Raw genomic sequence first — 23,656 nt, 5'->3', positions numbered from 1 at the left:
AATTGCTCAGACGCGCATGTCCGGCACCGATTCATCCTCGATTTTTTGCTCGGGCGCCGCCGGGACGTCCTGGAAGCGACCCGCCTTGAGAGCCCAGCCGACGAATCCATAGGCGCTGTCGAAGCCGTAGCCCGTCTTCTCGGAGACGACGAATTCCTGGCGATCGCCAGCCGGAATGATGACCGTGTTCTCGTTCGTGATCGTGTGGCCCGAGCCGTTGACGAAATTGTGGATGCCGATCTGGCCCGCGACCATGGAGCCCTTGGCGAGGGAATGAGGCTCGATCGTCATGCCGAGGCTCCAGTCGCGCTCGATGAACCACCGAAGCGGCACCTTCACCGTCAGGCACGGCACGCCGCCATAGGTGGCATTCTCCAGCACCTCGAAAGCCTCAGCCGGTGTGATGAGGGCTGGCCGATCGCTATCCACCGTCCAGGACGCGGTCTTCCAGAGCTCAGCCCGTCGAGCATCGTCCTCGACCCGGTAGCTTGAAACGCCGTCGGCGACGAGACGTCCGGTGAGATCGATGCCATGCTGCTCCCTGCAGTAGGCGATGAAGTCGTCCTTGGCGAGATTGATGAGCTTGAAGAACGGGATCAGGCGCTCGTCGAGCAGGACCGTTTCCGCGCTGTGCACGCTGTCGATGGCATTGGTGTGGATGTCTTCGGTCGAAAGGCCGCTGACGCCGGGCACATAGCTCAGAAGGACATCATCCCGCGCCGAGATGAGGTCCAGCGGCTTGGATTTGTCTGATGCGCGCAGCATGTCGGCCAGGGTGTCGTCGATCAGCTCGTCGAACATGGCGCGGATATCGGACGCCTTGTTGCGCCGTGCATCCTTCAGCCCGTCGATTGCGGCGTCGATGAGCTCGGAGATCTCGGGCTTGTCGTTGATCGCGGAAATCGCCTGGTGGAGGCGTCCGTCGACGTTATCGTCGCTCTCTTCCGTGATCCACTCCTCGAGGCCCTCAAGACCATGGTCGATGAAGGCCTTGGCCGCCCGCATGTTCCAGTCGTCGTTGACGCTGCCGTCGTTGCTGTAGGCTTCGAAATACTCGTCCTTCACCGCTGACTGGAGGACCGCCGTGATCTCGGGCGCGTCGATGACAGCGGTCACCGCTTCTCGCAGCGAGGCGCCGGCCTTCACCTCGATGTCGACGGTGGTGTCATTGAATTCGACGTGGATCTTCGGCATCTCGCCCTCCTGATCGGACGAGTTTGGGCGAGGATTATGCAAGTTTCAAAAGCGATGGAGATCCGGGCCAGACTCGAACTGGCGTGAGACGCTTTGCAGGCGCCGGCCTAAACCCCTCGGCCACCGGATCTTGGAGATGGATGTCAGTTTGGCAGGCCGACCCGGATTCGAACCGGGGTCTGCGGGGTTGGAGTCCGCCATCCTGGACCACTGGACGATCGACCCACTGACATGGAAGAGGCGCCTGCAACCCCGGTCGCGGCGCCTCTTCCAGCAGATCGACGGTGGTCCCGAGCTATCTCAGGGCACGCGACGACACGCGGGGGCCGCGACGGGGCCTCGCCAACAACGTGCCGTGATGTGCGCCTGGAGCGTCATGTCCAATCCTTCACCGAGGTGGCGGCGTATGCTTGATGCCCTGATTGTCGTCAAGCGGCCCAATTTAGTGGTCGAGCGCGGCCTTCGGCGTCTGGAACATGAGGTTCGAAGTCGGCGATCAATCGCCCATGTTGATGTTCGGCAATTTGACGTTCGGACCGGCTAGCGATGGTTCATCGCTTTCTATCACTGCGTCATAGGCCTTCACGATAGGCTCGAACACGTAATGAAAGAAAAGGCTTCCCAGAGGCCCGATGCGGACTTGGTACTCATTTTTGACCTGACAAGCACTCCACAGCCCCAGATGGACCATTGGTACCACCCATCTGTTCCTTACCGGATCGGAATTGCCATCTGGCACATAGCCAAAAAATGGCAGCAACTGGTCGAGGTTCAAGTATGATTCCCTCGCTCCGGGATCCAGCTTCCTTAGGCTTTTCCCCAATAGGACTTCGGTCGCCTGGTACTCGGCCAAATTTGTCGCACGGTCCCAGTGCATAGAAGTGCTTGACGAAATTACGTCATCTTCGTTGAGCTGAGACAGCAGGTGCATCACACCATGCCCGTATGTCAGGCGACGCAGGCCGCTCTTGCGAGCTTCTCTGAGTAGCCAGCTGTCGGTCTTTTCATATCGGCTGTTGTTAAACCATCGCTCTCGCTTTTCGATGTTTCCGGCCGAGTTCATGCGCTGATTGTTGGCGAGAAGAAATCTGGCTGTGCGGAAAAGGCCTGATTTGACAATTTTTATCGTATTTTCCTGCCGAAACCACTCTGTCGCTTCATCGATTGACGCCAGCGCTTGTGCGCTGGTCAGATCCGACAGGGTGGTGAGATCGGGCAGGATCGGTGGCATTTGCAATCCTCAGGGAATGAGGCAGTATCGGTCCTATTCTGTTCGAGACTAGCGGAGTGGGTCAGTTACGCAACCGGGCGTGAACGGATTCCCGGTTTGTCAAGAGGTCGGCACCATACTGCCCTTCAGATACTGCAAACCGCAGTAGGCCAGCCCTAAATTTCCAGGGGTTCCGGCGCGTGATTTCTACGTTCCCAGCATCGGCGAGACCGCCGGCGCGCAACTCGTAAGAGGGGAATGTATCGTGACCAACAAGTTCCTGATGATGGCCATGGTGGCGGGATCCGCCATCGCGGCCGGGATGGGTGCAGCCCACGCTGCCCAGTCCCCGCGCTCCTCCGCCCAGGCGGGGGAAGCCACCAACTACTGCCCGGCCGTCCACCTGCCGGTCTTCGCGATCACTCGCGACGGTCGCTGTGTCCAGTTCACCAATGCGTGCGTGGCGAATGCGGCTGGCGCCAAGATCGTTCCTGATGGCACCTGCGGCTTCCATTCGTCTGGCTTCGACAATGGCAACGCCGCGCCCGCAGCCAGCGGCGGGCAGCCGCCCTGGCCCTTCCCCTGGAAGCGCTAGCCACACCAACGCCCGGAGGTCTGCTGCGTCGGATCTCCGGGCCCTTCCATCAAGGAGTACAATCATGATCACCAATCATCAGGCCGCTCGCCGGCTGGCAAATGCGACTGGCTTTGTGACCAAGACTGCCGGGCGCGTCCGCATCATTCCGGTCGGGCGTGTTCGCATCGGACCTATCGGTCGCGTGCGGATCATCCCGATCGGTTCCAGTTGCCGCAGGACGACCGGACTGGTCCGGGATGCTGCCTGACCAGCAAGCTGTCATCAGGGTGAAATCGGCGATCGCCCTGATCGGAGTGCCAGTCCCTTCTCAAGTCAACCAGAGATGAAAGGGTATGCCATGAGGTCACCGAATGCGCCCGAGCCTCCCGCTATGGCTGGAGGCGCCATCGTTCTCGTGTTGCTCATGGTCGCCTTCGTGACCTGGATGCGCATCGAGAGCCCGCCCGTCGGCCAGAATGGCGCTGGCGGTCAACCCAGCCTGTCGGACTGGAAGGCGATCCAGCGCCTGAGCCGTCAATAGCGGCGCATCGCGAGTTTCCGCTCAAGGCTTGAACGGGAACTCGCTCTCTTCTGTCGGTCCCGGCTCCGGAAGGCCCACGAACGAAAGCTCCCTGGCGAGATCTTCCTCATTGGGCAGTTCAAGCAGGGTCGCTGCGACGTCGGCTGCGATGATACCCTTGGAATACGCGGTGAGCGGGTCACCCAGGATCGTCTCCGTATCGTCGGTCATCAGCGCTGCCCACCCGAAGGATTACGGGGGACATCCTACTGCGTTGTCGATCACATTGGAATGCGCCAGCATCTTCTTCAGACAGTGCGATCAGCAGGAGCGGCGTCATGATGGACGACAAGGTGGTGATCGACACCTTCGGTGGTAACTGCCCCTTTCAGGCCGAGGGCACAGTCGACGGCCAGGAATTCTACTTCCGTTCGCGCGGCAGCAGCTGGACCTTCGCCGTCGGCGGTGACGTCGTGATGGACCCAGCGTGGCTCTATGAGGAGACCTACGGCACAGGCCCGTATGACGCCGGCTGGATAACCCCCGATGAGGCCCGAGCCTTCATCTCAAAGGCTGTGGGCCTGTATCGCGAACACGCGGCGTCGGCAGAGTCGTCGCCGGCAAGCCCAGTTGCATGACGCAGGCCAGTCGCGGGGCCCACAACTGAAAACGAGGCCGCCTCGCAGAGACGACCTCGCCCGTATCAGGCCGGCAAAGGCGCCGGCGTTACTTCGGCTTCGCGCCCGCGATCGCCACGTTCACCCAGTGCGGGTTGCTGGAGCTGATCGTCGGAGGTGTCGGGGAGTTCCGAACCGCGTTCTGGATCCCCGCATAGGTCGGCTGAGACATGATGGCTCTCCCTGCTGCTGCGTGGCTTTCGCTGCCACGTCTTCATCCTGCATGGCCACCGGCCGCGGTCAGTCGAAGCCGTTTGAAATCGCCTTGTGAACTTGTCAAAGAGGTTTCGGGACTTTTCGACTGGGCTACGCCATGCGCTACCTCGCCACGACCGAGCAGAAGATGGCCATGCAGAAGGCCATTGATGCGATTGCTGAAAAGCGTGGGGTCAGCATCCACCGGCAGGCCAACAACTACGTCTCCTGGGGTGAGAGACGGAAGAAAGTCACAGGTGCTCGGGTCGAGCCCCTGACATATGCGACGCTGACCAACTGGCGGAAACACGACTTCGTTCGCGACCCCGATCCGAACTGGGACCACGGCAAAGCTTCCGGGTTCTTCGCCTACCTCCAGGAGGTCTACCCTGACATCGGGCTTGAGAACGCTGAACCCGACTTCGGATCCGGTGCGAGCGCAGCGCTGCTTCATGTCGTCGAGCGGCATTTCCGGGCCCCGCAGACCATGCCGCGGGAGAGCCTCGGCGGGCTGACCGGCGGGCCGTTCGCCATGTTCCGACGGCTATGGTCGAACCCTGATAGCGACTGGATCATCCGCTCGATCGTGCAGATCGAGCGCGTCGGCGATGCCTTCACCTTCCATGAGACCCAGGCGTTCGTCGACCCAGAGACAAAGCAGCTCCGGTCCGAATCCGATCGAGGCTACCTCTTCCTGTTCGGATCGAACGTCTTCGCCCTGACCCGCGAGGACGAGTTCCAGTGCATGAAATTTCTGTCCATGCATCGGTTCGATCCCGGCCTCAACGGCTCGACCCCGGTGCATGTCTGCTGGGGCAATCTCATCGGCGTGGCCGGCAACCAGGAGCATCCCGGATATCGCTTCATGCTGCGGCGGATCCAGGCTGAAGACGGGCAGATGGACATGGAGCCGCGGCTGATCGCCAAGTTGGACCTCGACCGAACGACGCTCAACTGGCTCTACCCCTGAGACGTCAGCGTGGCGCCGGCGCGAGCTGTCCGACCTCCACCTGCAGCTCGTCGGGCAGGGAGCTGGCGAAGAGACGCGCCAAGCGCTCGATCAGCGCTTCATCGACAAAGGCGTTCGGCAAGTCGCCTTCACGGATGGGGCGGAAGCCGTGCGCGCGCCAGGGAACGCCGATCATCTCGGTGCGATTGAAGCGCTCCAGGAACCGGGCCGGCTTCAGGGGGCCATCATAGTCCCAGAGCTTGTCGTCCTTCAGCACCGCGGCGTGGTCGGCCGTGTCGTCCGGGCGCACCAGAACGACGATGTCGCCCCCGATCACGCTCTGCAGAGCTCTGGCGACAGTCAGGCAGCCGCCATCGAAAGCGCCGCAGTCGGCGGTCCCCACCAGGTCGTCATAGAACGCCTCGTGGATGTCCTTGAGGTGCGACTTCCATTCTCTGACGTTCATCTGACCTGGGCTCGCGACATCGATGCATCGAGCCTGCCCCAGGTGCGGGCAAGGACCAAATCTGTAGCGATTGGATGGACCCGAAAATGGATGGCGCCCGCAGGAGGACTCGAACCTCCGACCCGTTGCTTAGAAGGCAACCGCTCTTATCCACTGAGCTATGCGGGCCCGATCGCTGGCAGCCTATGAGGGACTCGAACCCCCGGCCTCCGGTTTCGGAAACCGGCGCTCTATCCACTGAGCTAATAGGCTAAGCCGGCAATGGTGGCGCCCTCTCCAGGGCTCGAACCTGGAACCTCAAGATTCGTAATCTTGCGCGCTATCCAGTTGCGCCAAGAGGGCCTTCGGGCAACTCGCGCCCGGTAACTCGATCTCCAATTGTGGTGCCGCCGGATCGGATCGAACGATCACCTCCAGATTTTCAGCCCGGCGCTCAGACCCTCTAAGCTACAGCGGCGAATTCATGCTGCTCATATGCCGGTAAGAGACGTCCCAGTCAAGGCTGTGAAACGTATTTTTATCATTATTATCAGTATGTTAGCTTATGGCTGCTGGCATGCGATCTCGATCTCCGGCTGGGGTTGCCAAAGTCGGTTGGTCATGGGGATCCGGGCGGGACAGCGATGGTAAATCGCCGTCGTCTTCGTCGTCGCATCACGGTTTTCCAGTTCGAATAGGCACAAAAAAGCCTCGGGGCCCGCTCCCGAAAAGGAGGGGCCCCGAGGCTTGCGGGATCCAAGGGTGATCACGCGCGCGTCGTCAGCCGCCTCCCGCCGGGAGCCGGTTGTTTCTGCGCGCAAATCGCAGGGCCATGGCCATGCCTGTCATCTCCTTGATCCGCCGATCCTGTAGCGGATCTTTGTGCATTCCGCACGCGTCAACTGCAGCCCCGCTTGTCGACGGAAGCTGAGCTGCACTAAGCTGGCGCCTCTAACCTCGCTGGGGAGCGACCGGCCTATGTCTGATCAAGAACAGGCTCTGATCATCAAGCTCGCAGGATCTGCCTTCCAGGATCCGGCGAACAGCGTTCAGCAGGTCCGGGATCTGGAGAAAGAGCTCGCTGCCGCGATAGGCAAACTGGGCGAACTCGACGGGCACGAGTTCGAGCTGGTAGCCGGTGAAGGCGTACAGGGTGCGACGATCTTCTTCTATGGCGCCGATGCCGAAGCGATGCTGTCTGCGATCGAGCCGATCATGTTGACCCATGTTCTGGCAGCGAAATCGTCTGTGATCGCGCGCAAGGGGACGCCGGGCGCGGCCGACCGAACGGTCACGTTCCAGTCTAATGACCGCGGCCCTCTACATTGAGGGCATAGGCGCTTCCGCCTCGATGTCCTCATGCATGTCGCGAGCGACAACGCCAGCTGCCTGCACAATTCGCGACGGATCGATCCTGGGGCCGCCTGCCTCCTCGACGACGACGGCGAATGCCGATGACGCCTCCAGCGACGCGACCGACAGAACAGCGAGCGCTCGGCTGACATGGCGGCCGCTGGCGGAAACCTGACGCACATACCGCGCCGACGCCTCCTCCATCTGCAGCACGTACTCGTGGAGTGCCATCTCCTCGACATCGTCGAGCGGCTCGGCAAGCTCAGCGCGCGACGGAACCTTGCTCGCGGGCTTGGTGGCGATCGGATGATCGTTGCTCGCCACCAGGCGCAGTGGGCTTCGGGACATCGTGAAGATCCGATCTATCGATTCTTTAACCTCTGCTGGATCATATGATCAGGCCTTGCATTCCAGCATGTCCAGCCTCGCCTCCCAGGACGCTTTCATGATCAACCGCAATCTTGCATCCGCGCTCGTGATCTCGGGTTCCCTGATTGGCGCGGGCCAGGCACTCGCCGACTGGCAATACACGCGCTGGGGGATGAGCCCGACCGAGGTCATCGAGGCATCAGGCGGCGCTGCCAAGCCCCACAACAACCCAGCCGACAACGGCCCGACGCAGCGCTCCAAGGTCGTTGCTCCCTATCGGAGCGGAGAGCACCTCTTCCGGTCCAGGTTCGTGTTCGACCCCGCTGACCGGCTGATCATCGTCATGCTGGAGCATTCCGATCCGTCCAAATGCCCGGAGCTCTATCGCGACCTGACCTCCGCCTATGGCCCGCCACAGAGCTTCGGCGTCGGACGCAGCCTGCCGAAGTGGTGGGATAAAAAGAACGCCAACGCTGTCCTGCTGATCGATACCCTCAAATCCAGCTGCTCGATCCAGTACACGCCACTGACGACACCTGGGGCGCCCGGCGGACTCTGAACGGCTGGCACCGACGCCTCGGATCGAACGAGGGTATCCGCGGCCACAACGCGGCGCTCTACCATTGAGCTACGCCGGCAAGATCAGTGTGGTGGTGCGCCAGGCAGGGGTCGAACCTGCATGAGTCGAGCTCGCCTGCTCCTGAGGCAGGTGCGTCTTCCAGTTCCGCCACTGGCGCAATCGTTGAAATCTCGGTTTGGGCTGCCTGACGTCAGCAGCCTGGTAGCGTGGTGCGAGCGGCGGGGCTCGAACCCGCACGGCTCTAGGCCGCCGATTTTTAAGATCAGCGCGTCTACCGGTTCCGCCACGCTCGCAAGGGATGGTGCTCCGTCGGCGGTTCGAACGCCGGACCTCTCCCGTGTCGGGGGAGCGCTCTACCACTGAGCTAACGGAGCCAAAACCGCGGAGACAGAGAGATTCGAACTCCCGAGACCCTGTTACGGGTCTGCCCGACTTCCAGACGGGTGCCTTCAGCCTCTCGGCCATGTCTCCAGCGGTATTGTTGGGATGGGGTGGTGCGCTCGGCAGGGTTTGAACCTGCATGATCGAGGATCACCTGGGTTTGAGCCAGGCGCGTCTACCAGTTTCGCCACGAGCGCGTGGTGCGGGCGCCAGGGCTCGAACCTGGAAGGAACGAATGCCGCGGGCTCTCAACCCGCTGCGTCTACCGATTTCGCCACGCCCGCAACACCGAATGGGCATCGCCCAAATTTGATGGAAACTCTGAGCTGACTGGCGGAAAGGGTGGGATTCGAACCCACGGTGGACTTGCGCCCACGCCGGTTTTCAAGACCGGAGCCATAAACCGCTCGACCACCTTTCCAGCGTCAGATGATGAGGTCGCCCGAAGCGGCGCCTGAGCGACACTCCGAGCTATCCTCAGAACCATGGAAGGCCTCGGGATTTCGAACCCGTCGCCGGCGATCCTGCTTTCCGGGCAGTCGCCATGCGATAACGGCTTTCAAGGCCGCCGGCCGTCCATGGTCTTCGGAAGGAAACCAGGTTTCTAGCCTGGGGAAGCTGCAGTCCGGCTTTCGGGGCCGATGCAACCTGCTAACGGCTTTCAAGGCCGCTTCCTTCCAAACTCGCGGCGCCGAAGCGCCTGCCCCTATGAAGCACAGAGCGACCGGGCGCTCAACATGCTTTCAAAGGGAATTCGTGGATTGTCGATGGATTGGTGAATCAATCCGTATTGTGGCGGAAGGGATGGGATTTGAACCCATGGAGGACGTCCCCGCCCCCGGCGGTATTCGAAGCCGCTGCATTAAACCGTGCTCTGCCACCCTTCCGATCTTGCATGCGCCCTGTAAGGCTGCTCGCCGCCCGGCAGGAAGCCGTGTGGCTCTAGCTGCCGGGCGGGGTTGAGATGGCGGAGGGGGTGAGATTTGAACTCACGGGACGCCGAAGCGCCCAGCGGTTTTCGGGACCGCCGCAATAAACCAGGCTCTGCCACCCCTCCGATCTGCGAAACTCATGGCGGATGCGGGAGGGATCGAACCTCCGCGAGACTGTTTGCCCCGGCTACCGCGTAGCAAGCGGACCCCTTCCCACTCGGGCACGCATCCTGACGCTGAATGAGCGTCGTTTCCGCCCGGCAGGGGGCGCGTGGGCCTCTGCGCCTGCCGGGCGGTCCGAAAATGGTGGGTGATGGAGGATTCGAACCTCAGCGCTAAGCGAGCGGATTTACAGTCCGCCGACGGCTCGCCAGTCCGTCTGATCACCACCCGTACGAGGCATGGCCTCGATCCATTGAATGTTGGTCAGGGCGGCAGGCTACGACCCTGCGACCCCCGAGGCCCAAGCTCGGTGCGCTACCAGACTGCGCTACGCCCTGACGGCAGGCCCGAAGGCCCGCATTTCTTTCATGCGCACCGGCGTGGCGGCCGGCGCGCGATCGGATCTTCACGATGTCAAACAGCGGTGGTTCGAAGTCGACCGGGCCCGAGGGCCAGATCCAGAGACAAAAAAGGCGAGGCCCCCGATCGTTTCCGACGGGGGCCTCGCCTTTACCTTCCGGTGTCCTGGTCTTCAGATCCTTCAGGGATCCTTCGTGCCAGGCGTACCTCGGTCGCGCCCCGTCGTTTCGCTGCCCGAATAGGACAGCGATGAAAGCAAGCTCGGGTGCGAGACGAGGGAGGCGAACGCGCGCGCCTTCGCCGTGCGCTGGGCACGGTCGGCGAAGGTTTCGAATCTGGCGCGCTGCTTAGCCATCGAACTCTGGTTCCTGTCCGGAGCGGACAATCGGCGTTTCGTTGAAGAGGCCGCCTGTGTCAAGCGACTTCCTCAAGGATTAGATCGAGCTGGTCGGGAACGATCTCGGAAGGCCACCTACTGGACCTTATTTGAATGCGGATTGCGTGCTCTATTCACAGTTAATGACCGTCGTTCGTGGACATTCCTTGCTTGTCGCCATAGGACTGACCGACAGAAGCTTGTTCGCCGACTGCGTCAGGCAGCGAACCTCCGCAAAAGAGGAACCCGGAATGATCGTGAGCGCATCTCACCCGCCCGTGCTCGTCACGCTGTCGGTGGTCATGGCCTTGCTGGCTTCCTATACCGCTTTGGATCTGTCGGCTCGCGCGAGAGAGAGCGGCGGGACGATGCGGGCGGCCTGGCTCGCGACGTCGGCGGTTGTCATGGGTGGCGGCATCTGGACGATGCATTTTCTGGGAATGCTCGCATTGCAGCTCCCAGTGGCGGTCGAGCATGATTTCCTGCCGACCCTCTTCTCGCTGCTGTCGGCCGTCGGGCTCACAGGCGCCGCTTTTGCCATCGTGACATTTGCCGGCGGGTCCTGGGTCGCGATCATGGCTGCCGGCTTCGTCATGACCATCGGCATCGTCTCGATGCATTACATCAGCATGGCCGGGATCATCGTGGATGCGCAGGTCATCCACGGACCGACCCATATCGCGTTCGCGGTCGTCGCCGCCCTGGTGTCCTGCATTGTCGCCTTGTGGGTCGCGTTCCGTCCGAGCGACCTCAAGCGTCGCGTTGGTGCGGCGATGATGCTGGGCTTTGCCGTCTCGGCCATGCATTACGTCGCCCAATCCGGCGTGAGCTTCATCTGCAATACGGTTGTTGAAGCACCCGAGCGCCTCTTTGGTCCCGAGCAACTCGCTCTGGTCACCGTATTTGGAACGCTGCTCATCCTGGCAACCGGTCTGGGCGCGGCCGCGGTCGATCGTCATGTCGCGGCAGTCGCCGGCCGGGAAGCCGTCCGACTTCGCGAAAGCGAGCGACAGTTCCGAAGCCTGGTCGATGCCGTGCCCGATTACGCGATCTACATGCTCGACGAGGCCGGTGTGATCGTGAACTGGAACGCCGGCGCCGAGGCCCTGTTCGGATACCGTGCCGGCGATGTGCTCGGGCGCAGCATCACCGAGTTTCATCCCGATGCCCGGCGCACCGCGGAGGGGGGACTTGCTATGCTGGATGAAGCGTTGCGTGTCGGGCGCTTCGAGGAGGAAGGCTGGCGCCAGCGCAAGGATGGGTCACCGTTCTACGCTGCGTCTGTCGTCTTCCCCGTCTTCGAGGACGGCAAGCTCGTCGGGTTCTCCCGCATCGTTCGCGACGTCACCCGCAAGCATCAGGCCGAGATCTGCCTCGAGGAGACGCGCGCGCAGCTCGTGCAGTCCCAGAAGGTCGAGGCTCTCGGCCAGCTCACCGGTGGGATCGCGCACGACTTCAACAATCTGCTCACCATCGTCCTGGGCAATCTGGAATTCGCCGAGCGCGGCTTCGAGGCCAAGAAGTACGATCGTGCCCGGAAGAACGTCACCCAGGCTCTCGATGGCGCCCAGCGCGCGGCCGCACTCACGCGGAGGCTTCTCGCTTTCGCTCGCCAGGAGCCTCTGGCTCCGGAGGTGATCGAGGTGAACGAGCTGATGCTGGGGATGGTCGAGCTCCTGCGGCAGAGCATCGGCTCGGGGATCCGGCTCGAAACGGACTTCACCTCCCAGAGCTGGTCATCCCTGATCGATCCGAGCCAGCTTGAAAACGCGATCGTCAATCTCGCCGTCAACGGCAAGCACGCCATGGATGGGCGCGGCCTTCTGTCGATTTCGACGAGAAACGTCACTCTGGATGAGGTCAGCTGCAGGCAGTATCTCGACGGACGTCCCGGCGAATTCGTGCGGATCTGCGTGTCCGACACGGGTGCCGGCATGGACTCTGCGACGCTGTCCAAGGTGTTCGAGCCCTTCTTTACGACCAAGGGGCCGGGCGTCGGCACAGGCTTGGGCCTGAGCATGGTCCATGGGTTCGTTCGCCAGTCGGAGGGGCTGGTGCGCATTACCAGCACTGTAGGCGAAGGTACCTGCGTCGAGATCCTGCTGCCCCGCCATGTCCAGCAGTCGGATGCCGAGCAGACGGCGCCTGCCCTGTCCATCGTGGCTTGAAGTCGACGCCGCGTCCTTCGCCCGGTATCAGCTCTGGCCTTCAGTTTCTGGCAGCCCATGTACGTCCCGCCTCGCTCTCCTCGCACCCACCATCTCGTCGGAAGTCGCCTGGCAGCCGGCGCGAGCGAGGCCGGCCAGGTCAGTGTGAGGTCTTTGTCGACCGGAACGCTCGTCTTCGAGGAGAAGCTCGACGGCAGCGAGGTCGGCATCTTCTTCGACGGAGGAAGACCCTTCATTCGCAATCGCGGTGAGCTTCTGACCGGCGGCCCGAGGGAGCGCCAGTTCGATCCTCTCAAGGCATGGCTGGCGGTCAACGAGGCCTGGCTCTTTGAAGTTCTCGGCGATCGCCTGGTGCTGCTTGCGGAGTGGTGCTTTGCCCACCACACCGCCTTCTATGACCGGCTGTCGACGTTCCTATTCGAGTTCGACATCCTGGATCGCCAGAGCGGTCGATATCTGTCGACGGCGGCCCGACGGAAGATCCTCGATGGTCTGCCAATCATGTCCGTTCCGGTCGTCCATCAGGGCAATCCTGGTCGCGACGAACTCGTCCCAAGGCTGATGAAGCCGTCCCTGTTCAAGTCCCCAGACTGGGAGAAATCTCTCGCTAAGGCCGCAACCCGCCAAGGTGTCGATCCCGATCAGGCTTTGGCGCGAGCCGATCGCTCTGCGATGCCGGAGGGCTTCTACGTGAAGCACGAGGTCGATGATTTCGTGGTCGGGCGCTACAAGTGGATCCGACACGACTTCTTCCGTTCGATCATCGAGTCGGGCTCGCACTGGTCACAGCGTGTGCTGATCGAGAACGAGCTCGCCCCCGGAGTCGATTTTTATGCGGAGCCCGCAACCGCGGCCGCCAGGATGAGGTCATGAGACGCCAACCTTCGCAGGCTGAGCTCCTGCTCGATCTCCTCGATCGATCCGGTCCACTGGACTGGGCTGCGATTGGCGAGCACGTGCCCTGGCGCGATGAGATGGCCGAAAGCGACCAGGATGCCGTCTTCCATGCCGAGGGGGACGTCTGGACCCATACGGTGATGGTGGTCGAGGCTCTTCGGAAGCATGAGCTCTTCGACACTCTCACCAGTTTCGATCGGCGGGCATTGCTTCTGGCGACGCTCTTCCACGACGTCGCCAAGCCGGCGACGCGGACGGCCGAGTTCTCCCACGAGCTGCAGCGTGAGCGCGTGTCCAACCCGGGCCACGCCCTTCGCGGCGCCAAGTTCGCCTGGGGGCACCTCTGGCGAAGCGGCCTCGATACACCCATGCGCGAGCGTGTCTTTGCGCTGATCGCCTGGCATCAGAAGATCTTCCACATCCTCAATCGCGATGATCCGCGCCAGGAGGTGATCCGCTTTTCGCAGCTGGCGCTGGTACGAGACCTCGTCATCCACGCCCAGGCCGACAACCGCGGTCGCATATCGCCCGGATGCGCGCAGGCCGAAGTCGAGCTCGAATGCGTTCGGCTGTTCGCTGAAGAGCTCGGATGTCTCGATCGTCCCTGGCCGTTCGTCAACGACGAGGCTCGTGTCATCGTCGGCCGCGAGAACGGCAAGTCGCCATTCTATGAGCCGCCCGAGCCCAAGGGCAGCCGCCTGACCCTGCTGTCTGGCCTGCCAGGCTCAGGCAAGGATACCTACGCGCGGCAGGTCCTGGGCGAGCTTCCGCAGGTTTCGCTCGACGCAATGAGGGAAGACGAGGACAACGAGGGTACCATGCTGCAGAACGCCTTCGAACAGGCGCGCGTCTATCTGCGGCGCAAGCAGGACTTCTGCTGGAACGCGACCAATCTGACGAAGAGCGTGAGGGACAAGATCATCGCGCTGGCGCGCAGCTATGACGGTCATGTCAGCATCCACGCGTTGGACACCCCATACCAGACGGTGCTGAAGCAGAACCGTGAACGCGCCTCGGCGATCCCCGAGTCAGCCATCGAGCGCTACGCCGATCGCTGGGAACCCCCTACTCCGCTCGAAGCCCATCGCGTGTTCTGGATCGCACCCGATCGCACCGTGCGGCTCGCTTTCTCATTCGACGGCGAGGACGCGGCTCCGGCGCCGCGCCCATTAGCTGCACCCTTTGCTTGAGCCGTAGCGCTCGTCAGTTGCTGTCAGCGGTCGGAAAAGGAAATCCGCCATCCAAAATCCGCTCAAGGTGCATCGTGCCGCCCGGAACATGGCTGGCGCGGTAGCCGGCCTCTTCGCCATAGGCCTCGTAGAGCACGATTGACGATTTGGTGTCGCCCCGGAGCCAGTAGCCATGCTCGCGGCATAGCTCACCCAAGGCCACCAGGAAGCCGCGCAGCTTCTCGTCCTTCTCGTGGGTGACCGGCAGATCGTCGAACAATTCGGTGAGATGGCGCGTCGCGCGTTCGACCATTTCCTCGCTCGTCGGCGCCTCTTTCAGCAATTCCTGCTCGGAGACGTCCTCGACCGCCAAGGGCCCGGCCGACAGATACGGCGCCACGAACTGCGCCTCGTCGAGTGGGCCACGAACATCCCGGAATTGCTTCACACCGGTTCGAATGCCGGCATGTACCAGCGTCCCTCCTCGACGCCGGACCGCGACCAAAGGCTTTCCTGTCGACCGTGACAAAGCCAAGGCCAGCGGGACGCAGTGGCCATGCAGATAGCTGGGGCCGTAATAGCCGCCGAGCTCGATGCGTTCTTTCTCGCTCAAAGGCACGATCTCGGCTTTTGGCTTCGTTCGAGTGCCTTCCATGCTTAATCTCCCCTCTCATACTGCCGTAGCCACCCAAATGGTGACGTCCCGTTGTCGCTTTCAACATGGCGGGCCATGATTGCCCACTGCGCAAAAAGCCACCCCCCGGCGGATTTCCGTTGCGCGACAGTGATGTTCATCGCTGCCGACCACATGATTGAACCGTCCAATCGGGCAGAAGTTTCGAAGTCGGTATGCGAATTTTGAACGTCAGGCTCAACCTCAGAACGGGAATTCTGCCTTGAAGACTCAAATTGTTGAGCTGCCGTTTCTCTACAATGCTCAAATCATCCCGTATCGCGCCCGGCGGCCGGTGCCGCACACCGTTCGCAGCAAAGTTCTCGTCCAGATCCCGTCATTGACGGCAGATGAGGCCCCTTTAGGCGTTGAATGGATCCAGAACGACAGCTTCCGCAGCTATGATCGCGCTGACCGCGACAAGGTCTTGCCGAAGGGTCCACATCGGATTGTCAGTCGATTCCATGACGGGCGCCACTTTGGTGCGGTGGCCAAAGGCGGTGACGGGCTTTTGTCCGTGGATGAGTTTGTCCGCGATGCAGCGACCCCTCGCCCGGCTCGCGTCTGGCTGGGGTCTCGCGACGACGGCTCGCCGTCTTGGAGCACGCGCGACTTTCCTGTTCCGCCAGGAATCCGCAAGGGCTCCTATGGCTACCGAGATCTGTCGGCTTTCCACTTCGGAACGATACAGGAGGCACTGCAAGGCGGTCGCATCCATGGGCACAACGAAGAGGAGATGAAGGCCGACGCCGCGGACTACCTGGCGAAGAACCTGATCTTCGTCGATGGGACCGTGTGGACGACGTCGCTCGCGGCCGAGATGTGGTACGGTGTGCGTGATTTCCCCGGCAAGCCGCCTGAAGTTTTCGTCGGCTACAGGCAGGACATTTCCCACTGGATGGTCCCGTTCAGAGCCGATCGTCGCGACGACGCCATTGCCTATGCTGAGCAGATCGCAGCCAAGTCCGGTGTGGCTGCAAGCATCACCGACGACGAGGTGATCATTCACTCGCCGCACTCGATCGTGCGTGACGATGCGATCATGCTGGCGTCAGCCATCCTGGTTCGCTCGGGCGACAACATCATCAACGGGCGCGAGGGTTGGCCTGACGATGTCGCCAGCGCCCATCAGCAGCTCAAGCATGCAGCACGCGTCGATCCCGGCGCGCGCAACCGGCAGTGGGCGGCTCAGGTCTTCGCGAATGCCGAACTGATCCACGAGCACTCCGACACGATCTCCGGGACGTCGCTTGGCCAGGCGGTCACCACGGGAATTGCCAGCACCATCGAACACTGGCTGGCATCGGAGAAGGCTCGCAACCCAGACCTGGTCGACATGATCGCGGCCATCAAAGACGACGAGATGGCTCTCTCTTCCCACCAGCTCGGCCTTTGAGCTTTCGGAATCGTAAACCAGTCCACGTCTTCCTGGCTGATTCCGATCGCGTATCCTTGCCTTGGTGAGCGCGATCCCTATCCTGCCGGCATGAGATGGCTCGCGCCCTAACGGTGCGTCTCGATCTCGGATGCACTGGAGGTAACCGTATGACGACGGCCATCACGCGGGTTGCGATCTTGGCTGGGGCCATGGCTCTTGGCTCGGCCGCGCAGTCACAGAACATCCAGCCCGACTTTTTCCCGGATGTGCGGGACCTGGACTACGCCTGGACGCTGAGCGTTCCCGAGAACCGGAAGGACGGCTTCCAGTACAACACCCGCATCGCCTTTCAGCCTGTCGGGCCAGCGCCGGTCACCGCCTGGGTCATCGAGGTCGAGTGCGAGAAGACGGACACCAAGACGCGCCATTTCGAACTCGTGAGCGCGAAGGGGACGGCGCGTATCCGTAACGGGCTGGTGGAGATGACGGCCGGCAAAATCGGGCGCGGCACTATGCAGATCAAGGAGCCGATGACCATCCGGTTCGGCGAGATCAAATGCGGATCGGGCTCACCCTGGATTGCGCCCGCCGAGCAGCCCCAGAGCCGACCCTGAGCTTGCACGAGGGGCTGGGTCGGCGCTTATCTGGGCCACAGCCGTTGGAGATCAGCATGTCACAGACGATGTCCGATCAGGACAAGGCCACCATCATGGCATTTGCTGCCGGCGATCACTCGCTGAGGGATGCCGCGATCGAGGCCCATCGGCGCAACATCGACATCGTCGGAGCGCGCGGCAATCTGCATCAGAAATTCATGGCCGAGATCGATACGTCCTCGCCCGACGTCGCCATGCGAGCCTCGCTTCGCCGCGATCTCGTGCAGTCGGCGCCGAGCTCCGAGGCATCCTGCGTACCCAAACCCTGATCCAGGTTAGGGTTGCCTACGGCGCCGGCGATCCGGCATCTAGCTCGTGCGCCAAGCGCCATTCGGCTTCGGAGAAGATCGGAATCGTCTTCTTTCGCCTGCTGAAGCGGTCCTGGGTGAAAAACACCAGGTCCGAGATCTCCGCTCCTGGCGCTGGCAACGGGTCAAATCCTGTACGAGCTTTCATCGTCGCGCGCGTCTCCATCCTGCCGTCGTCGACGATGAAGTAGATGCGGCCTCCGCGGCCGCTGGAGTTGTAACAGAACTGCGCCTCGACGCGCCGGCCGCCCAGGCTGTATCGCGCCCTGGTCTCATGATGCAGCATTGCAATGCCGGCGGGATCCCGCGAGGCATAGGCGAAATCCCTGCAACGGCTCCTGACCTGATGGGCGCCCAGCCTATAGCCTTCTGGGATGCGCACGATCCATTCGCGTTCATGGCGACCGCTCACCTGATCGCGGTCGCCCAGGCAAGGGTCGAGCCCCCAGCCACTAATGATCTCGACGTCCTGGGGCGGCAGGTCGAACACCATCCCCTCATCGTTGGCGAAATACTCGGCGATGGCCGCATTGGCCGTGAAGGAGAGGATCGGGCTGTGCATCACCTCGACGAGTGGACGGCTCAGAAGGTGATCCCTTCGCATCAAGTGCGCCTTGCTGGCGCGAAAAGCCCAAGGCTCGTCATCACGCAGATCGAGCGGGCCTGCGTCGATATCGCGATCGCGGATGCCGCGGTAGAACAGTTTGGGCGGCTTCAGACCGGCATGGACAACCCTTGCTCGGTTACGCAGCTCCCATAGTCGGAAGCCTCGCGCCAGATCGTTGAAGGCTTCCCAGGCTGCCGGGGTCAGGCTGACTGCGATCTCATAGGTCGACACCTTGATGGGGCTGCGATCGGGCGCGTAAACCGATCGCACATCAGCGGGCAGTACGGCGCCGGCCGACAGGGCGCTACCAATCACGCGCGACTGCAGCGCCAGATCGCTGAAGATAGGGCCCTGGAAGTTCCGGATCGCCAAAGACGCAGTCAGGTTCACGAGAGACCGAGACGGGCTCTGGCGCCAGGCCGAAAGGGCCTGAGGGATGATCGTCGAGAACAGTGCGGGAGGCAGGCGGAAGCAATCGACCAGCGCCTGATCCGACGCAACTGCGAGTTCTGCCTGGGACGGAAGCAGGCCGGCAAAGGCCTGCCAGTGATCGTCGAACGGGATCAACGCCTCGTCAGTACCGAGCTCGAAGCGCTTGAAGGGACGCGCAAGCGGAGACTGGATCTGCTGACCGAAGAGGGGATGCGGCATCATCCGGGCAGTGTCTCAAAGGCAGGCGCAAACCACCACAAACGAAAACGGCCATGTCCAGAACGGGCGCGCGTACATCCGGCGTCACTCGTTCGGCTCATGGCCGCCAGGGCGAACAGATCGTTGCTGGAACGCTCAACGTCGCCGTTGGAGTGGTTCTAGACCAATCCTCAAGAATTGCAACTCAATTCCTACGCTGTCCACCAACAGCCCTGAACATAGAAACGCCCGCGGTGCGCGAGGGCACCGCGGGCGTGAAGGCTTCGCTGCTGATCGCTCAGTGGCGGGCGGCAGCGCCGTTGGCTTTGCCGTTGCTGCGACCCTTCGGCTTGGCAGCGACGGCGGCCTTGCGGCCGAGGCCCATCTGCTTGGCCAGAGAAGACCGCGCTTCGGCGTAGCTGGGCGCCACCATCGGGTAGTCGGCCGGCAGCTTCCACTTCCGGCGATAGTCCTCGGGGGTCAGGTTGTAGGACGTCTTCAGATGCCGCTTCAGCGACTTGAACTTCTTGCCGTCCTCGAGGCAGATCAGATAGTCGGGCGTGATCGACTTCTTGATCGAAACAGCCGGGATCTGCTCGGCGACCTCGGGCTCGATCTTGGCCTCGGTAACACGCGAGAGAACCCCATAGGTGTTCTCGATCAGCCCAGGAAGGTCCTGAGCCTGAACGCTGTTGTTGGACACGAATGCCGCAACGATCGTCGCGGTGAGGTCGGCCAGGTGCTCGTTCATGTGAGATCTCTTCTCTTCAGTTTCAGGATCGCCGTGGATGGCGATATCCATCCTTAGAAAAAGGCGTAACCAAGGCCGTCATATAGGAAGCGAGACCGGATATCCTATACCCTCGTCAGGATTTCCCCCGAGAACACCCAAAATTTCTGTTGATTGTCCTGAATGGATGCTTTCTGGAGGGTTGTGTGGAGGGTCAATCCAGATCGATTTCATCGCTATCTGCCGGGCGTAGACCAGTGACCCATCTTCTGTGCTTCCAGCACGAGGCCCGGTTCGAAATCGAAGACCAGCTTGTAGCTCCCTCTTGGGTTACAAACGATCCTGGTGTCGCCGTGACGACTTGTGATGCGCTGATGTATGTGACCATGCACCCACAGCCCAACATTAGGGAGCGACGCGAGATTGGCCATCGTCGGCGGATGATGAGTGACGATCACATCGGCAAACCGCGACTGCAGGACCGCTGAGGTCTGCTTGTGCCGATTGGCGATCGTGGAATTCTTGGCCCTTCTGTCCATGATGTCGGGGCCCTGGACATGCACGGGCTCCTCATATGGAGCGAATGGCTCACGATCGAGCTGAAACGCGGGCTGCGCACCTGTCATGATCTTCAGCAGGTTGGGGCGCTCGTTCTCGGCGGCATTCCCGATGGGATGCCAAAGCGTCCCGCCAGCAAAGGTCAGTCCGCCAACCTCAGCAAAACTGTCATCGAGATAGTGGATGCCCAGGCGCTTTGCTGCTTGTCGACCAAGCTCGGAGACAGCCTCAATCGATGTGCCCCAGTGCTCATGATTACCAGCAACAAACACCGCCTCCAGCGAGCCGCGGAGCTGGTCGACATACTCAAGAGCACCGACAACGTCGCCGTCGAGAATGTCGCCGGCCGCGACCAGGATGTCGGCCTCGGGTTGGTCGAGCTTGAGGGAGCGGTTCTCTTTGATCTCGCGATGGAGGTCTGACAGGATCCAGAGGTTGGGCAAGTCTTCTGGCTCCTCTGCCGGATCGGGAGCGATAACGCTCAACCGACCCGGCGCCTAACCTTGGTGGTCACCAAGGATCGCGGTTGCGGGAGCGGGATTTGAACCCGCGACTTCGAGCTTATGAGGCTCGCGCGCTGACCAGACTGCGCCATCCCGCTTCAACACAACGACCTTTCGGTCAAAACTGGTGGACAAGGCCGGTCTCGAACCTGCGACCTCACCCTTATCAAGGGCGTGCTCTACCGCTGAGCTACTCGTCCTCACATTCTCTTGGCTCCGGTTCCAGGGCTCGAACCTGGGACAACTCGATTAACAGTCGAGTGCTCTACCGACTGAGCTAAACCGAACCAGAAGAATGCACATCAACACACGGGCGGTGGTGGAGCCATTCGGAATCGAACCGAAGACATTCTGCTTGCAAAGCAGATGCTCTACCAACTGAGCTATAGCCCCAAGCCACCGGCTCCGTCGTTGATGATTTGAATATAGTCAGACTTGCTGAACCCGTCAATGGGCATTTTCAATATAATTTCGATCAATACCTTATCGACATGGCTTATCACTCACGCTCTTTGAGCGAGTTGTTGTATTGTCTATAGATCTGGTCTCGCGCTCGATGCGCCGGTTCTCTGGTTGCAGCCATTCTGGCTGCTGGAATTCCATCCTCCATTTCGATCTCCGTGCTGGCCGTGGGCGCTCCAAAGGCACGCCAAAAAGCCAAGGGCCCCGTCCGTTTCCGGAGGGGCCCTTGGCTTTCACGGTCCTTTTCGGGGGTCCGATCTTCTAGCCGCCTCCAGACGCAACGATGCGCACCGCGATATTGGCGGTGGCTGGCATTGCGCACGTGGCGGCCTGGAAGTGCATGCGGGCGTGATTCCTGCTGCGGTGGACCAATTGGATATGCCTGCACATCAGGTTATGGTCAACCCGACAGGATCAAGTCGATGATCCATGAGGGGCGCTCATCGTGGTGATGACGAGCACAGCACCATTCAAACCGAGGGCATTCCCTGTCCGGCCAGGTGTCGGGTCACGGCTGAGCCCCGATGACTGCGAGACACTCGTCTATGTCCTCGTCAGCGGCGGGCAATGTGAGGTCGCCGCACTCGGGCGAGCGTTCGCCGACGGGCAACTGGGGCATGACAGGGCAACATCGAGCGGCCTGCGAAGGACAGCGCGCCTGGTTCGGCACCGGTTTCTTGCGCGGCTGACAGGAACAAGAGACTTGCACCTGACCGAGGCCGGCCGCATCGCCGCGGCCCTGGTGCTCGCCAAGGATGCCGGTCTCCGGGCTGCCTACTTCGATGAGACGTGAGTGCGATTCCAAGATGCCAGGTCGTACCAGGACCGCCTGGCCATCCTGGTGATCACATGGCGGGATAAAACTCGGCCGCCGGCTCGACCAGGGGCTGGGGATCCGCGGGCCGCAGTGCCGGCGCCGGCCTGGGCGTATACTTGTTACCGATCGCATACGACATGACCGGGTCGGTGAGGAGCTGGCGCACGTAATCGGTTGCTCGCTCGAACTCCTTCGACAGAGCGTCGAACCCACCCGGAGCGGCTTCAGCCGGCGTGTCGATCACCGCGTTCATGCGAGGCTGGATCTGAACGATCCGATCGGCCGTCGCCTTGAACAGGCGACGCAGCTCATTCCAGCGCGCGACGTACTCGTGCTGGTTTGCCTTCATCTCGTGCTCGCCAATGAAGGTGAAGGCACGCCAGGAGGTGCAGGTCTTCCCGACCTCGGCTCGCCAGGCCAGGACCTGCGGCAGCACGGTCGAGACGCCACCGAAGTCGCGCTCGTACATGTAGCGCTTGGACGTCCCCTCTGGAGCCCTGAGCTCCTGGACCTCTCCCAGAAGCATACCGTCGGCGCACGGGATGGCCAGCCGCGTCGGAAGCTTCTCGACGGCAACGAGATCGGCTGCGACCGACAGCATGAAATTGTGGAGCATCAACGCCTCGCCGATCTGGCGATTGGCGTCCATGTTTCCCTCGCTGCGCTCGAACACGCGTGCGACCGCATGCTGGAGCCACGAGAAGGGCAGTCGAGACGTCTCGAAGACGGCTGTTTTCCTGGAGGCGAACAACCTGGTCGTCCACAACCAGACCACGCCATCGTTCTCGAAGGGAGACGTGTGGACGCGGATGCGCTCGAAGGCTTCGCCCTTGGGGCGGGTACGCGTCGCGGGGCGATCGCCATCGAAGGCTGCGATCGAGTCGACGTTGCCGTCGAAGTCGCGCTCGAAAGCCTTGAAGATCTCGCTCAGCTCGCCACCCTGGAGCCGACGCCCGGACTGGAAGCGATGCTTGCAGACGCCGTTGACGGAACTGAAGACGTCATGGAACGCGGCGCGCGCCGCGACCCTGGATCCCGCCGCCGTCTGGCGTGCCAGGATCTTGGACACGGTCTGATCTCGGTACGGATCAAGGGCAGGCACGAATCGAATCTCTCGCGATTGACTGATTCAGTGTCCCGCCGGATCATGCATGAATCAAACTGCCCGTAATCCATCTCTGGTCATTGTCCACGCCTTCAATCAGGCCTTGTGCGCCTGCGTTGTGCTTCCGATCCTCCAACTCCGTGGCGCCAGTGAACCGTTCGTCCGTGAACTTGGCGCATACAGCTCTGGACCAGATCGTCGCGGCATTCCCTTCGACGTGCGTCCGCGACCTTGAGGTGGCTACCTTCTTCAGATGTGTTCTTGGTGGAGATGTTCGACCCATAAATCGCTGGGACGAAGTTTCCTCAGTGGATTTTGACGATGGCGCATCCGTCCATTTTGGAGCCATCATCCAATTCATGGATAGCGACAAGTACCGCGCTTTCCTCCCCGCGTGGCTTACCGTTACGCTGATGCACCGCTTGGAGGTGAGCTTCGCGTTTGCGTCGCTGATCGTGACGCTCATTCCCGAGAAGAGTGCGATCATCGACGGACCTGCCCGCTTCAAAGAGCGTATCTGCGCACTCGATGTCGATCAAATGCGTGCGGTCGTCGCCTATGGTCGTGCCATTCAAGGTGATCCGGGAATTGCCAAATTCACGGGGATGGATGCGGGTGCGCGCATCGTGGAAGTCTGGACTGTGCTCGTTGAGGACTCCGTGCATGCGCCGCAGTGCTCAATCGCACCCTAACGACGGACCTTTCCTCTCGATCA

General features: G+C 61.7%; 25 protein-coding genes and 22 tRNA genes. 14 read left to right on the top strand and 33 right to left on the bottom strand.

The features are described 5' to 3' along the window. Nucleotides 1-6: 6 nt before the first annotated feature. The 4 genes from BSY19_RS02475 to BSY19_RS27360 all read right to left on the bottom strand — a co-directional run bounded on the left by BSY19_RS02475 (nucleotide 7) and on the right by BSY19_RS27360 (nucleotide 2,425). Nucleotides 7-1,194, bottom strand: coding sequence for a hypothetical protein (locus tag BSY19_RS02475; RefSeq protein WP_069052709.1), 1,188 nt, complete (start codon nucleotides 1,192-1,194; stop codon nucleotides 7-9). A 55-nt stretch (nucleotides 1,195-1,249) separates the two neighbouring features. Further along, nucleotides 1,250-1,324 (bottom strand) — tRNA-Cys (locus BSY19_RS02470). A gap of 19 nt (nucleotides 1,325-1,343) precedes the next feature. Further along, nucleotides 1,344-1,419 (bottom strand) — tRNA-Trp (locus BSY19_RS02465). Between the two features lie 271 nt (nucleotides 1,420-1,690). Beyond that, on the bottom strand, nucleotides 1,691-2,425 hold the full coding sequence (locus BSY19_RS27360) for a hypothetical protein (RefSeq protein WP_150129426.1): 735 nt from the start codon (nucleotides 2,423-2,425) through the stop codon (nucleotides 1,691-1,693). Nucleotides 2,426-2,669: 244 nt separating this feature from the next. On the opposite strand from BSY19_RS27360, the gene BSY19_RS02460 reads away from it, so the two are divergent. From BSY19_RS02460 to BSY19_RS27350, 3 genes are all read left to right on the top strand, one after another. Further along, on the top strand, nucleotides 2,670-2,999 hold the full coding sequence (locus BSY19_RS02460) for a hypothetical protein (RefSeq protein ID WP_069052708.1): 330 nt from the start codon (nucleotides 2,670-2,672) through the stop codon (nucleotides 2,997-2,999). 64 nt (nucleotides 3,000-3,063) lie between these two features. After that, nucleotides 3,064-3,249 carry a hypothetical protein gene (locus BSY19_RS27355; RefSeq protein WP_150129425.1) on the top strand — a complete coding sequence of 62 codons (186 nt, stop codon included), beginning with the start codon at nucleotides 3,064-3,066 and terminating at the stop codon, nucleotides 3,247-3,249. 90 nt (nucleotides 3,250-3,339) lie between these two features. Further along, entirely contained in the window at nucleotides 3,340-3,522 is a 183-nt protein-coding gene (locus BSY19_RS27350) for a hypothetical protein (protein WP_150129424.1), read from the top strand. A gap of 21 nt (nucleotides 3,523-3,543) precedes the next feature. On the opposite strand, the gene BSY19_RS02455 is transcribed toward BSY19_RS27350, so the two are convergent. After that, nucleotides 3,544-3,732, bottom strand: coding sequence for a hypothetical protein (locus BSY19_RS02455; RefSeq protein WP_069052707.1), 189 nt, complete (start codon nucleotides 3,730-3,732; stop codon nucleotides 3,544-3,546). A gap of 107 nt (nucleotides 3,733-3,839) precedes the next feature. Between BSY19_RS02455 and BSY19_RS02450 the strand changes: the two genes are divergently transcribed. Beyond that, a complete protein-coding gene (locus BSY19_RS02450) occupies nucleotides 3,840-4,139 on the top strand; it encodes a hypothetical protein (protein ID WP_069052706.1) in 300 nt (99 codons plus the stop codon). A 352-nt stretch (nucleotides 4,140-4,491) separates the two neighbouring features. Beyond that, nucleotides 4,492-5,343, top strand: a complete 852-nt coding sequence (locus tag BSY19_RS02445) for a hypothetical protein (RefSeq protein WP_069052705.1) — start codon at nucleotides 4,492-4,494, stop codon at nucleotides 5,341-5,343. A 4-nt stretch (nucleotides 5,344-5,347) separates the two neighbouring features. Here the strand turns inward: BSY19_RS02445 and BSY19_RS02440 are convergent, their stop codons facing one another. From BSY19_RS02440 to BSY19_RS02420, 5 genes are all read right to left on the bottom strand, one after another. Further along, a complete protein-coding gene (locus tag BSY19_RS02440) occupies nucleotides 5,348-5,725 on the bottom strand; it encodes a hypothetical protein (protein WP_150129423.1) in 378 nt (125 codons plus the stop codon). A gap of 154 nt (nucleotides 5,726-5,879) precedes the next feature. Next, nucleotides 5,880-5,956: transfer RNA gene (locus tag BSY19_RS02435), tRNA-Arg, on the bottom strand. 8 nt (nucleotides 5,957-5,964) lie between these two features. After that, nucleotides 5,965-6,040: transfer RNA gene (locus BSY19_RS02430), tRNA-Arg, on the bottom strand. 13 nt (nucleotides 6,041-6,053) lie between these two features. Further along, nucleotides 6,054-6,130, bottom strand: a tRNA-Arg gene (locus BSY19_RS02425). A 39-nt stretch (nucleotides 6,131-6,169) separates the two neighbouring features. Then, a tRNA-Phe gene (locus BSY19_RS02420) sits at nucleotides 6,170-6,245 on the bottom strand. Nucleotides 6,246-6,745: 500 nt separating this feature from the next. Here BSY19_RS02420 and BSY19_RS02415 point away from each other — a divergent pair. After that, nucleotides 6,746-7,096: a hypothetical protein gene (locus BSY19_RS02415; protein ID WP_069052703.1), complete on the top strand. Its 351-nt coding sequence runs from the start codon at nucleotides 6,746-6,748 to the stop codon at nucleotides 7,094-7,096. Here the strand turns inward: BSY19_RS02415 and BSY19_RS02410 are convergent. After that, nucleotides 7,088-7,468: a hypothetical protein gene (locus BSY19_RS02410; RefSeq protein WP_150129422.1), complete on the bottom strand. Its 381-nt coding sequence runs from the start codon at nucleotides 7,466-7,468 to the stop codon at nucleotides 7,088-7,090. The two genes, BSY19_RS02415 and BSY19_RS02410, sit on opposite strands and share 9 nt — an antisense overlap. A 97-nt stretch (nucleotides 7,469-7,565) precedes the next feature. Between BSY19_RS02410 and BSY19_RS02405 the strand changes: the two genes are divergently transcribed. Further along, complete coding sequence (locus tag BSY19_RS02405) at nucleotides 7,566-8,048, top strand: hypothetical protein (protein WP_150129421.1); 483 nt, start codon at nucleotides 7,566-7,568, stop codon at nucleotides 8,046-8,048. A 5-nt stretch (nucleotides 8,049-8,053) separates the two neighbouring features. Here the strand turns inward: BSY19_RS02405 and BSY19_RS02400 are convergent. The 13 genes from BSY19_RS02400 to BSY19_RS27805 all read right to left on the bottom strand — a co-directional run bounded on the left by BSY19_RS02400 (nucleotide 8,054) and on the right by BSY19_RS27805 (nucleotide 10,259). Next, nucleotides 8,054-8,127, bottom strand: a tRNA-His gene (locus BSY19_RS02400). Between the two features lie 13 nt (nucleotides 8,128-8,140). After that, nucleotides 8,141-8,226, bottom strand: a tRNA-Leu gene (locus BSY19_RS02395). A gap of 50 nt (nucleotides 8,227-8,276) precedes the next feature. Continuing rightward, a tRNA-Leu gene (locus BSY19_RS02390) sits at nucleotides 8,277-8,362 on the bottom strand. A 6-nt stretch (nucleotides 8,363-8,368) separates the two neighbouring features. Then, a tRNA-Val gene (locus BSY19_RS02385) sits at nucleotides 8,369-8,443 on the bottom strand. Nucleotides 8,444-8,451: 8 nt separating this feature from the next. After that, nucleotides 8,452-8,540: transfer RNA gene (locus tag BSY19_RS02380), tRNA-Ser, on the bottom strand. A 21-nt stretch (nucleotides 8,541-8,561) separates the two neighbouring features. After that, a tRNA-Leu gene (locus tag BSY19_RS02375) sits at nucleotides 8,562-8,647 on the bottom strand. A 1-nt stretch (nucleotide 8,648) separates the two neighbouring features. Beyond that, nucleotides 8,649-8,734: transfer RNA gene (locus tag BSY19_RS02370), tRNA-Leu, on the bottom strand. A gap of 47 nt (nucleotides 8,735-8,781) precedes the next feature. Further along, nucleotides 8,782-8,871, bottom strand: a tRNA-Ser gene (locus tag BSY19_RS02365). A 372-nt stretch (nucleotides 8,872-9,243) separates the two neighbouring features. Continuing rightward, nucleotides 9,244-9,337 (bottom strand) — tRNA-Ser (locus BSY19_RS02360). Between the two features lie 78 nt (nucleotides 9,338-9,415). After that, nucleotides 9,416-9,507 (bottom strand) — tRNA-Ser (locus BSY19_RS02355). 15 nt (nucleotides 9,508-9,522) lie between these two features. Beyond that, nucleotides 9,523-9,613: transfer RNA gene (locus BSY19_RS02350), tRNA-Ser, on the bottom strand. Between the two features lie 192 nt (nucleotides 9,614-9,805). Further along, a tRNA-Pro gene (locus BSY19_RS02345) sits at nucleotides 9,806-9,882 on the bottom strand. Nucleotides 9,883-10,085: 203 nt separating this feature from the next. Beyond that, nucleotides 10,086-10,259 carry a hypothetical protein gene (locus tag BSY19_RS27805; RefSeq protein WP_171905068.1) on the bottom strand — a complete coding sequence of 58 codons (174 nt, stop codon included), beginning with the start codon at nucleotides 10,257-10,259 and terminating at the stop codon, nucleotides 10,086-10,088. A gap of 272 nt (nucleotides 10,260-10,531) precedes the next feature. Between BSY19_RS27805 and BSY19_RS02340 the strand changes: the two genes are divergently transcribed. The 3 genes from BSY19_RS02340 to BSY19_RS02330 all read left to right on the top strand — a co-directional run bounded on the left by BSY19_RS02340 (nucleotide 10,532) and on the right by BSY19_RS02330 (nucleotide 14,535). Beyond that, complete coding sequence (locus BSY19_RS02340; protein WP_069052700.1) at nucleotides 10,532-12,448, top strand: MHYT domain-containing protein; 1,917 nt, start codon at nucleotides 10,532-10,534, stop codon at nucleotides 12,446-12,448. Between the two features lie 153 nt (nucleotides 12,449-12,601). Beyond that, entirely contained in the window at nucleotides 12,602-13,321 is a 720-nt protein-coding gene (locus tag BSY19_RS02335) for an RNA ligase family protein (protein ID WP_171905067.1), read from the top strand. A gap of 164 nt (nucleotides 13,322-13,485) precedes the next feature. Next, nucleotides 13,486-14,535, top strand: a complete 1,050-nt coding sequence (locus BSY19_RS02330; RefSeq protein WP_236840366.1) for an AAA family ATPase — start codon at nucleotides 13,486-13,488, stop codon at nucleotides 14,533-14,535. A gap of 13 nt (nucleotides 14,536-14,548) precedes the next feature. Here BSY19_RS02330 and BSY19_RS02325 read toward each other — a convergent pair whose 3' ends face one another. Further along, nucleotides 14,549-15,169 (bottom strand): hypothetical protein, encoded by a 621-nt coding sequence (locus BSY19_RS02325; protein ID WP_150129419.1) that lies wholly within the window; start codon nucleotides 15,167-15,169, stop codon nucleotides 14,549-14,551. 241 nt (nucleotides 15,170-15,410) lie between these two features. Here BSY19_RS02325 and BSY19_RS27345 point away from each other — a divergent pair, with 241 nt between their 5' ends. The 3 genes from BSY19_RS27345 to BSY19_RS02310 all read left to right on the top strand — a co-directional run bounded on the left by BSY19_RS27345 (nucleotide 15,411) and on the right by BSY19_RS02310 (nucleotide 17,490). Further along, entirely contained in the window at nucleotides 15,411-16,583 is a 1,173-nt protein-coding gene (locus BSY19_RS27345; protein ID WP_150129418.1) for a hypothetical protein, read from the top strand. A gap of 149 nt (nucleotides 16,584-16,732) precedes the next feature. Next, nucleotides 16,733-17,179: a hypothetical protein gene (locus BSY19_RS02315; protein ID WP_069052695.1), complete on the top strand. Its 447-nt coding sequence runs from the start codon at nucleotides 16,733-16,735 to the stop codon at nucleotides 17,177-17,179. 56 nt (nucleotides 17,180-17,235) lie between these two features. Continuing rightward, nucleotides 17,236-17,490 carry a hypothetical protein gene (locus tag BSY19_RS02310; protein WP_069052694.1) on the top strand — a complete coding sequence of 85 codons (255 nt, stop codon included), beginning with the start codon at nucleotides 17,236-17,238 and terminating at the stop codon, nucleotides 17,488-17,490. 16 nt (nucleotides 17,491-17,506) lie between these two features. Here the strand turns inward: BSY19_RS02310 and BSY19_RS02305 are convergent, their stop codons facing one another. From BSY19_RS02305 to BSY19_RS02270, 8 genes are all read right to left on the bottom strand, one after another. Beyond that, nucleotides 17,507-18,790 carry a hypothetical protein gene (locus BSY19_RS02305; protein WP_069052693.1) on the bottom strand — a complete coding sequence of 428 codons (1,284 nt, stop codon included), beginning with the start codon at nucleotides 18,788-18,790 and terminating at the stop codon, nucleotides 17,507-17,509. A 274-nt stretch (nucleotides 18,791-19,064) separates the two neighbouring features. Continuing rightward, entirely contained in the window at nucleotides 19,065-19,517 is a 453-nt protein-coding gene (locus BSY19_RS02300; RefSeq protein WP_069052692.1) for a Ros/MucR family transcriptional regulator, read from the bottom strand. A 215-nt stretch (nucleotides 19,518-19,732) separates the two neighbouring features. Continuing rightward, nucleotides 19,733-20,497 (bottom strand): metallophosphoesterase family protein, encoded by a 765-nt coding sequence (locus BSY19_RS02295; protein WP_069052691.1) that lies wholly within the window; start codon nucleotides 20,495-20,497, stop codon nucleotides 19,733-19,735. A gap of 83 nt (nucleotides 20,498-20,580) precedes the next feature. After that, nucleotides 20,581-20,655: transfer RNA gene (locus BSY19_RS02290), tRNA-Met, on the bottom strand. Between the two features lie 27 nt (nucleotides 20,656-20,682). Next, nucleotides 20,683-20,757, bottom strand: a tRNA-Ile gene (locus tag BSY19_RS02285). 11 nt (nucleotides 20,758-20,768) lie between these two features. Then, nucleotides 20,769-20,844, bottom strand: a tRNA-Asn gene (locus tag BSY19_RS02280). Nucleotides 20,845-20,874: 30 nt separating this feature from the next. Next, nucleotides 20,875-20,950: transfer RNA gene (locus BSY19_RS02275), tRNA-Ala, on the bottom strand. A 914-nt stretch (nucleotides 20,951-21,864) separates the two neighbouring features. Next, nucleotides 21,865-22,905: a hypothetical protein gene (locus BSY19_RS02270; RefSeq protein WP_069052690.1), complete on the bottom strand. Its 1,041-nt coding sequence runs from the start codon at nucleotides 22,903-22,905 to the stop codon at nucleotides 21,865-21,867. A 344-nt stretch (nucleotides 22,906-23,249) separates the two neighbouring features. Here BSY19_RS02270 and BSY19_RS02265 point away from each other — a divergent pair, with 344 nt between their 5' ends. Further along, on the top strand, nucleotides 23,250-23,633 hold the full coding sequence (locus tag BSY19_RS02265; protein ID WP_069052689.1) for a hypothetical protein: 384 nt from the start codon (nucleotides 23,250-23,252) through the stop codon (nucleotides 23,631-23,633). Nucleotides 23,634-23,656: the final 23 nt, after the last annotated feature.

The organism is Bosea sp. RAC05 (genome assembly GCF_001713455.1).
Classification (GTDB): Bacteria; Pseudomonadota; Alphaproteobacteria; order Rhizobiales; family Beijerinckiaceae; genus Allobosea.
Note: the sequence above shows the minus strand (reverse complement) of the source record. Positions and strands in the feature narration are given on the sequence as shown.

What these genes read in the sequence shown, in the direction of transcription:
- BSY19_RS02450 (WP_069052706.1), top strand. Translation starts at nt 3,840, where the DNA reads ATGATGGACGACAAGGTGGTGATCGACACCTTCGGTGGTAACTGCCCC.
- BSY19_RS02445 (WP_069052705.1), top strand. Translation starts at nt 4,492, where the DNA reads ATGCGCTACCTCGCCACGACCGAGCAGAAGATGGCCATGCAGAAGGCC.
- BSY19_RS02310 (WP_069052694.1), top strand. Translation starts at nt 17,236, where the DNA reads ATGTCACAGACGATGTCCGATCAGGACAAGGCCACCATCATGGCATTT.
- BSY19_RS02300 (WP_069052692.1), bottom strand. Translation starts at nt 19,517, where the DNA reads ATGAACGAGCACCTGGCCGACCTCACCGCGACGATCGTTGCGGCATTC.
- BSY19_RS02315 (WP_069052695.1), top strand. Translation starts at nt 16,733, where the DNA reads ATGACGACGGCCATCACGCGGGTTGCGATCTTGGCTGGGGCCATGGCT.
- BSY19_RS27355 (WP_150129425.1), top strand. Translation starts at nt 3,064, where the DNA reads ATGATCACCAATCATCAGGCCGCTCGCCGGCTGGCAAATGCGACTGGC.
- BSY19_RS27805 (WP_171905068.1), bottom strand. Translation starts at nt 10,259, where the DNA reads ATGGCTAAGCAGCGCGCCAGATTCGAAACCTTCGCCGACCGTGCCCAG.
- BSY19_RS02325 (WP_150129419.1), bottom strand. Translation starts at nt 15,169, where the DNA reads ATGGAAGGCACTCGAACGAAGCCAAAAGCCGAGATCGTGCCTTTGAGC.
- BSY19_RS02340 (WP_069052700.1), top strand. Translation starts at nt 10,532, where the DNA reads ATGATCGTGAGCGCATCTCACCCGCCCGTGCTCGTCACGCTGTCGGTG.
- BSY19_RS02410 (WP_150129422.1), bottom strand. Translation starts at nt 7,468, where the DNA reads ATGTCCCGAAGCCCACTGCGCCTGGTGGCGAGCAACGATCATCCGATC.
- BSY19_RS02475 (WP_069052709.1), bottom strand. Translation starts at nt 1,194, where the DNA reads ATGCCGAAGATCCACGTCGAATTCAATGACACCACCGTCGACATCGAG.
- BSY19_RS02455 (WP_069052707.1), bottom strand. Translation starts at nt 3,732, where the DNA reads ATGACCGACGATACGGAGACGATCCTGGGTGACCCGCTCACCGCGTAT.
- BSY19_RS02330 (WP_236840366.1), top strand. Translation starts at nt 13,486, where the DNA reads ATGGTGGTCGAGGCTCTTCGGAAGCATGAGCTCTTCGACACTCTCACC.
- BSY19_RS02415 (WP_069052703.1), top strand. Translation starts at nt 6,746, where the DNA reads ATGTCTGATCAAGAACAGGCTCTGATCATCAAGCTCGCAGGATCTGCC.
- BSY19_RS02305 (WP_069052693.1), bottom strand. Translation starts at nt 18,790, where the DNA reads ATGATGCCGCATCCCCTCTTCGGTCAGCAGATCCAGTCTCCGCTTGCG.
- BSY19_RS02405 (WP_150129421.1), top strand. Translation starts at nt 7,566, where the DNA reads ATGATCAACCGCAATCTTGCATCCGCGCTCGTGATCTCGGGTTCCCTG.
- BSY19_RS27360 (WP_150129426.1), bottom strand. Translation starts at nt 2,425, where the DNA reads ATGCCACCGATCCTGCCCGATCTCACCACCCTGTCGGATCTGACCAGC.
- BSY19_RS27350 (WP_150129424.1), top strand. Translation starts at nt 3,340, where the DNA reads ATGAGGTCACCGAATGCGCCCGAGCCTCCCGCTATGGCTGGAGGCGCC.